Here is a 6702-nt window from a genome sequence, read left to right as displayed (position 1 = left end):
GGCCGGTGCCGCTCACCCTCGGCCCGGCCCGCCCCGCGCCGCCGTGCCCGCGCTGCGGCTCCGCCGCCACCCTGCTGACCTCCGAGTTCGGCGGCACCGCCTGCAAGGCGCTCTACCGCTGTGCCGGCTGCCTCGAGCCGTTCGAGCACGTCAAGGAGATCTGACATGACCACGCTCGCGCCCGCCCCGTCCAGGGCCGCCGTCTTCCACCCGCTGACCGTGGCCTCGGTGGACCGGTTGTGCGAGGACGCCGCCGCGATCACGTTCGAGGTCCCGGCCGAGCTGCGCGACGTGTACGCCTTCCGGGCCGGGCAGTCGCTCACCCTGTGCCGGTTCGTGGACGGGCGCGAGCACCGCCGCTCGTACTCGATCTGCGCCCCGGCCGGAGCCGCGCCGCGCATCGGCGTCCGCGAGATCCCCGGCGGGCTGTTCTCCTCCTGGCTGGTACGCGAGGTGCGGCCGGGCACGCCGATCGAGGCGCAGCCGCCCACCGGCTCCTGGCGGGCCGACCCCGAGCCGGGCGAGCGGCACCTGTGCGTCGCCGCGGGCTCGGGCATCACCCCGATGCTGTCGGTCGCCTCGACGGTGCTCACCCATCCCCGCGCCCAGGTCTCGCTCCTGTACGGCAACCGGACGAGCCGCACCGTCATGTTCGCCGAGGAGCTCGGCGACCTGAAGAACCGCTACGGCCCCCGGTTCCAGGTCGCGCACGCGCTCTCGCGGGAGCCGCGCGACGTCGAGCTGCTGTCCGGCCGGCTCGACGGCGACCGGCTGCGGCGGCTGCTGACCGAACTCGTCCCGGTCGAGGTGTTCGACCACGTGTGGTTGTGCGGGCCGCTGCGGATGATCGAGGACGCGCGGACCGTGCTCGCCGGCCTGGGCGTGCCCGCGCGGCGGGTGCACGTCGAGCTGTTCTACGCCGACGCGCCGCCCCCGCCGCCGCGCCGGGCCGCGAACGGGCTCACCGGCGCGACCACCGAGCTGACCACCGTGCTCGACGGGCTGCGGACGACCTCCACCGTCTCCCGCGCGACGACCCTGCTCGACGGCGCCCAGGCCACCCGGGCGGACCTGCCGTTCGCCTGCAGGGGCGGCGTCTGCGGGACGTGCCGCGCCGTGGTGCGCGAGGGCGCGGCCGACATGCGCCGCAACTACGCGCTGGAACCGTCCGAGGTGGCTGCGGGGTTCGTGCTGACCTGCCAGACGTACCCGGCCGGCGAGCGGGTGACCGTGGACTACGACGCGTGAACCGTCCATCGAGCACAGGGAGTCGTCACGTGCGAGGATCCTTCGTCGTCCCCGGCGCGCCGGTGGGGCGGTCATGAGCGGCGGGGCGAGCCTGCTCGTCGAGGAGGGCGGCGACCGGGTCGTGTGGCGGCTCAACCGTCCCGAGGTGCGCAACGCGATCGACCGCGAGATGGTGGCCGCGCTGCACGACGCGTGCGCCGCCGTCGAGGACGAGCCGAAGGTCGTCCTGATCATCGGTGAGGGGGCCGTCTTCGCCGCCGGGGCGGACATCGCCCAGCTTCGCGAGCGCGGCCGGGACGACGCGCTGCGCGGCATCAACTCCAAGATCTTCGACCGGATCCACCGGCTGCCCGCCCCGACGATCGGCCTGCTCGACGGGTACGCGCTCGGCGGCGGCGCGGAGCTCGCCTACGCCTGCGACTTCCGGATCGGCACGCCGCGCACCCGCATCGGCAACCCCGAGACGGGCCTCGGCATCCTCGCCGCGGCCGGCGCGGCCTGGCGGCTGGCCGCGCTCGTCGGGGAGCCGCTGGCCAAGGAGATCCTGCTCGCGGGCCGCGTGCTGACGGCGGCGGAGGCGCTGGACGTACGGCTGCTGAACGAGGTCGCGGAGCCCGGCGACCTGCTCGCCGCCGGGCACCGGCTCGCCGACCGGGTCACGGCGCAGGCGCCGCTGGCGACCCGGCTGATGAAGGCCGTCTTCCACGCGCCCCGCGACGCCCACCCGTTCGTGGACGACGTGGCGCAGGCGGTGCTGTTCGAGACCGCCGAGAAACACGCGCGCATGACGGCGTTCCTCGACCGCCGCGCCAGGAAAGACCGTGAGGGGAGAGGATGACCGGATGAACGCAGACCTGCCCCGTACGGTGGGCGTCTACGGCGGCGGCCGGATGGGGGCCGGGATCGCGCACGCGTTCCTCGTCGCGGGCTGCGACGTCGTCGTGGTGGAGAGCTCCGCCGGCCAGGCCGACGCGGCGCGCGTCCGGGTGGCCGACAGCGTGGCCAAGGCCGCCGCCAAGGGCACGCTCGGCGAACCACCGCAGGCGGCCCTGTCCCGGCTGCGGGTCACCGCCGACCCCGCCGGGCTGGCCGGGTGCGAGCTGGTCGTGGAGGCGGTGTTCGAGGACGCGGCGCTCAAGGCCGAGGTGCTGGCCGTCGCCGAGAAGCACGCTCCCGGCGCGGTGCTCGCCACGAACACCAGCAGCCTGTCGCCGGCCGGGCTCGCCGCCCGGCTGTCCGCGCCCGGACGGTTCCTCGGCCTGCACTTCTTCAATCCCGTCCCGGTGAGCGACCTGGTGGAGATCGTCGTGGCCCCCCGTACCGAGGCCGAGCTCGTGACGCGGGCCCAGGGGTGGGTGGCGGCGCTCGGCAAGACGCCCATCACCGTGACCGACTCGCCGGGGTTCGCCAGCAGCCGGCTCGGGGTGAGCCTGGCGCTGGAGGCGATGCGGATGCTTGAGGAGGGGGTCGCCGACGCGGCCGACATCGACGCCGCGATGACGCTCGGCTACCGCCACCCCGTCGGTCCGCTGCGCACGACCGACCTGGTCGGGCTGGACGTGCGGCTCGCCATCGCCGAGCACCTGGCCCGCGAGCTGGGGCCCCGGTTCGAGCCGCCGCGCATCCTGCGCGACCTCGTCGCGGCCGGGCATCTGGGACGCAAGACGGGGCAGGGCTTCTACACCTGGTGACCGCCGACCGCGATCGATCGGGTGGGCCGGGTGCCGTGTCGTTCAGGTTTCGTGGCGGGCCAGGCCGTCGAAGGCGATGGCGGTGATGGCGTCGGCGACCATCGCCTGGTCGTAGGAGCCGTCCGGCCGGTACCACTCCACCAGCGAGTTCACCATGCCGAACAGCAACCGGCTGACCAGCGCCGGCGGCACGTTGTCGCGCAGCGCGCCCTCGGCGACGGCGTCCGCGACGAGCGCGGCCAGGCGGTCGTCGAGCCAGCGCCGCCGTTCGAGCGCGGCCAGCTCGATCTCGCTGTTGCCGCGCACCCGCAGCAGCAGCGTGACGGACGGCTGGTGCGCCACCAGCACCTCGACGCTGCGCCGCAGCACCTCGCGCAGCCGCTGGTGGGCGCTCACCCCGGCCTGCTTCCTGGACGCCTCGGTCACGACGGCGGTGAGCTCGTCGAGCGCGTCGTCGAGGGCCTGCCCGAGAAGCTGCTCCTTGCCGGTGACGTGGTGGTAGATGGCGGCCTTGGTCAGGCCCAGCTCCTTGGCCAGGTCGCCCATGCTGGTGGCGTCGTAGCCGCGCCGGTTGAACAGCTCGGTCGCGGCGCGCAGGATCGCCGACTGGTCATGACCGGGACGGCCCCGCCGACGGCGGGGGGCCGGTTCGGCCTGCTCAGTCGTGCTCACCTTCGCAGCATCTCACGCGCCGGCGAACACCTTCACCGCGCGGGTGCCGTGCCGCCGGATGCCGGACGCCGGTGACCACGCTCCCCGCGCGGACGCCGTGGACGTCCGCGCGGGAGGGGCCCGTTCGCCGCCCTCCGGAGTCAGGAACGGGCCGGCTGGTTGGTCACTTCGAGTACGAGGCGGGCCAGTTCCACCCGGTCGATGGTGGGGCCGGGCGTGTGGGCGTTGCCGAGGACGATGGCGCCGTCGTCGGTGGTGAGGGTGAGCGGGGTGGTCTGGGGCCAGAAGTTGTCCCAGGCGTAGTTGTGCCGGAACACGCCCCGCGCCGTCGTGCCGCCGGTCTCGGTGATGTCGAGGAAGCGGCTGATGACGTCGGTGTTGTACTGGTGGCCGGTGTTCCTGTCGGCGTTGGCGTAGTGGGTGACCAGCACGTACTCGCCGGGGCCGAAGCCGGCGGGGCGGGTCAGGGTGAGGGTGTTGCCGGGGCCGCCGCCCAGGTTGTCCACGTAGGCGCCGCCGGAGGCGTTCGAGCCGCTGGTGGCGGGGACGGTGACCACGCGGGCCGTCCCGGCGAGGGCCGCCCGCTCGGCCTCGACGCGGTGCGCCCGCACGTCCGCCTGCGCGGTCCGTACGGTGGCCAGCTCGCGCAGCCGCAGCCCGGCGGGACCGGCGACGCGCACCTGGGAGATCCCGGCCGGGAGGTGGAGCCGGACACGGGAGACGCCCTCGCCGGGACGTGCCGCCCGCACGCCGGGGATCGCGCGCCCGTCCACGCGGACGTCCAGGTCGCCGGCCTGCTCGGCGCGGTAGGTCAGGGTGAGGTCGTGGTAGCCGTCCTCGCCCGCGGCGACGAAGAAGGCCGCGCGGGCGGCGCCGCCGAGCGTGATGGCGGGCCCCTCGCCGGAGCGGGTGAGCCGCGCGCCGCCGGAGAGCCGGGCCTCGTCGGCCGGGTAGGCGGCCCGCGCGGGGCCGGTGACCTCGGTGAGGTCGAACTTGTCGAGGGTGACGTCGCTGCCGGGCAGCGGGGTCGTCCCGTCGGCGCTGGTGCGCACCGACAGCTCGTGGACGCCGGCGCTCAGCTCGACCTCGACGTCGGCACGGCCGCGGTAGGTCCAGCCGAGGTTCGCCGAGTACTGGACGACCTGGTCGAACGCGCCGTCCACGAACAGCGCGTGCCGGCCGGGGGTCTTGTTCGCGCCGTGGAAGATCCCGAGGCGGTAGCGGCCGTCGCGGGGCACGGTGACGGGGAACGTCACGGCCGAGCGGGGGCTGTTCATGGAGCCGACGTCCCGCCTGCCGGAGGTCGCGTACTTCTGGGGGTCGGCCGTGGTGTCCTGGTCGTAGACCTGGGCGGCGGTGAGGGTGGCGGACTCTGCCTCGACGGACGCCGTCCAGGGCGCGTCGGGGACGGGGACCCGGCCGCCGGACGGGACGACGGTCACCCGGTAGGCGGCCATGACGTCCCCGCCGGGCAGGTCGATCCGCAGGCTCCCGCCGGACACGGTGGCGCGCTCGGCGGCCACGACGGGCGGCTTGAGCGCGTCGCCCTCGTACCCGGTCCAGGTGGTCCTGGACACCACGACGTCCACCTGCCCGCCGAACAGGGCCGGGTCGAGCCCGGTGACGTCGAGGCGGACGGGCTGCGCGCCGCCGCCGACCAGGATGGTGCCGCGCCGCGCGGACTCGTCCACGGCGGCGACGGCCTGCACGGTGTCGGGCGCGCCGAGCCGCGGCGGGGTCGCCGTGACGGTCTGCCCGGCCAGGTCGGCGTACCACTTGAGCAGCCACCAGCCGCCGTTGGCCTGACGGGTGCGGGCGGCGTGGTCGTCGAGGTTGCCGGCGTAGGTCCAGTACGCCATGTCGGCGTCGACCTTGGTGTCCTCGAACATGGAGATCCACTGGATGAGCTGGCCGGGGACGGACATGTCGCGCCGGTTGCCGTACTCGTCGATGTTGACGGGCAGCGGGGCGATGCCGAGTTCGCGCTCCATCGCGCGGTAGTGCTCGTGGTGGCCGCGGTAGTCGGCCAGGCTGCCACGGGACAGCTCGTGCCAGGCCATGATGTCGGGCAGGCAGTCGCGCCCGCCGCAGGTGGCGTCCTTGGCCCAGGTGAGGAAGTCGCGCAGGCGGCCGGGGCGGTAGGCGGCCTCGTTGGGGCCGACGATCCGGGCCTGCGGGTCGATGGAGCGGATGCGCCCGACGACGGCCTTCCAGTCGTCGAAGAACTTCTGCCTGAGCGTGGTCCAGTCCTGGTACCAGATCCCGTCGGGCTCGTTGAACGGCACCCAGACGAAGCGGTCCTTGTCCGCCGGGCGGTCGCGGACGACCTTGCGGACCATCGTGTCGACCTTGGCCAGGTAGTCGTCGATGCCCAGGTTCTCGTAGGGCCAGCGGCTGTAGACGTCCTGCATGTAGATGACGATCTCCTCGCCGCCCGCGGCGAAGAAGCCGTCGGCGATCACGAGCGCGTCGCCGTTGGGGTGCTGGTCGCCGTCGGGGGCCTTCTGCGCGACGGTACGGGGGCGGGCGCCCGCGATCAGGGGGTCGCCCGGCACGCCGGGGTCGGACAGGCCGTACAGCATGCCGGTCGCGCCGCCGTGCACGGGGCCGGTGCGCCGCGCGAAGTCGACGGCGACGACGTCGGGGGCGGCGGCATGAGCCGGGACGGCGCCCGGGACGGCGCCCGGGACGGCGCCCGGGACGGCGCTCAGGGCGGTAAGGGCGGTCAGGGCCATGATGGCGGCTCCGGTGCGGGCTTTCCTGGTCGGGCGGGGTCGCTGCATGAGTGTCCTCTCTTGGGCTCCGGGGGTCGCCCAGGGGGCATTCGGGGCAGTTGTGTGACCGGTCACACAACTGCCAGCGTGACCGGTCACACGCCGGTTGGGGAAGCCCTGTTCGCCGGATCGTTACGCGCGGGTTGCGGCGTCCGCACCGGCGGCCCGGCGGTCAGGAGAGGCCGTGCGCCGCCGTATCGGCCGGGCGATGACAACATGCGGTCACCGCGCGCAACTTCCTGACGTCCGCTTCCCTGGAGCGCGTCCCCCTCCGGCCCCAGAGTGGGAAGTGCGAAACCACGGCGAGACCACAAGGC

The 6702-nt window shown here is 74.4% G+C and carries 5 protein-coding genes and 1 pseudogene; 4 read left to right on the top strand and 2 right to left on the bottom strand.

Annotated elements, in window-relative coordinates:
- The 4 genes and pseudogenes from FAF44_RS51205 to FAF44_RS51190 all read left to right on the top strand — a co-directional run.
- Nucleotides 1–164 (top strand): annotated as a pseudogene (locus FAF44_RS51205) (phenylacetate-CoA oxygenase subunit PaaJ); the annotation flags it as partial.
- A 1-nt stretch (nucleotide 165) separates the two neighbouring features.
- Complete coding sequence (gene paaE, locus FAF44_RS51200) at nucleotides 166–1248, top strand: 1,2-phenylacetyl-CoA epoxidase subunit PaaE (protein WP_237110766.1); 1083 nt, start codon at nucleotides 166–168, stop codon at nucleotides 1246–1248.
- Between the two features lie 73 nt (nucleotides 1249–1321).
- The gene (locus tag FAF44_RS51195) at nucleotides 1322–2086 is read left to right on the top strand and encodes an enoyl-CoA hydratase/isomerase family protein (protein WP_237110765.1); all 765 of its coding nucleotides are present in this window, start codon (nucleotides 1322–1324) and stop codon (nucleotides 2084–2086) included.
- 4 nt (nucleotides 2087–2090) lie between these two features.
- On the top strand, nucleotides 2091–2939 hold the full coding sequence (locus FAF44_RS51190) for a 3-hydroxyacyl-CoA dehydrogenase family protein (RefSeq protein ID WP_237110764.1): 849 nt from the start codon (nucleotides 2091–2093) through the stop codon (nucleotides 2937–2939).
- 42 nt (nucleotides 2940–2981) lie between these two features.
- On the opposite strand, the gene FAF44_RS51185 is transcribed toward FAF44_RS51190, so the two are convergent.
- Entirely contained in the window at nucleotides 2982–3611 is a 630-nt protein-coding gene (locus FAF44_RS51185; RefSeq protein WP_237110763.1) for a TetR/AcrR family transcriptional regulator, read from the bottom strand.
- A gap of 140 nt (nucleotides 3612–3751) precedes the next feature.
- Nucleotides 3752–6394 (bottom strand): CBM35 domain-containing protein, encoded by a 2643-nt coding sequence (locus FAF44_RS51180; RefSeq protein WP_237110762.1) that lies wholly within the window; start codon nucleotides 6392–6394, stop codon nucleotides 3752–3754.
- Nucleotides 6395–6702 lie beyond the last annotated feature (308 nt).

It is taken from the genome of Nonomuraea sp. MG754425 (genome assembly GCF_021699195.1).
Taxonomy (GTDB): Bacteria; Actinomycetota; Actinomycetes; order Streptosporangiales; family Streptosporangiaceae; genus Nonomuraea.
The sequence above is the reverse complement of the archived record's forward strand: the minus strand, read 5'-3'. Positions and strand labels throughout refer to the sequence as shown.

What these genes read in the sequence shown, in the direction of transcription:
- paaE (WP_237110766.1), top strand. Translation starts at nt 166, where the DNA reads ATGACCACGCTCGCGCCCGCCCCGTCCAGGGCCGCCGTCTTCCACCCG.
- FAF44_RS51195 (WP_237110765.1), top strand. Translation starts at nt 1,322, where the DNA reads ATGAGCGGCGGGGCGAGCCTGCTCGTCGAGGAGGGCGGCGACCGGGTC.
- FAF44_RS51190 (WP_237110764.1), top strand. Translation starts at nt 2,091, where the DNA reads ATGAACGCAGACCTGCCCCGTACGGTGGGCGTCTACGGCGGCGGCCGG.
- FAF44_RS51180 (WP_237110762.1), bottom strand. Translation starts at nt 6,394, where the DNA reads ATGCAGCGACCCCGCCCGACCAGGAAAGCCCGCACCGGAGCCGCCATC.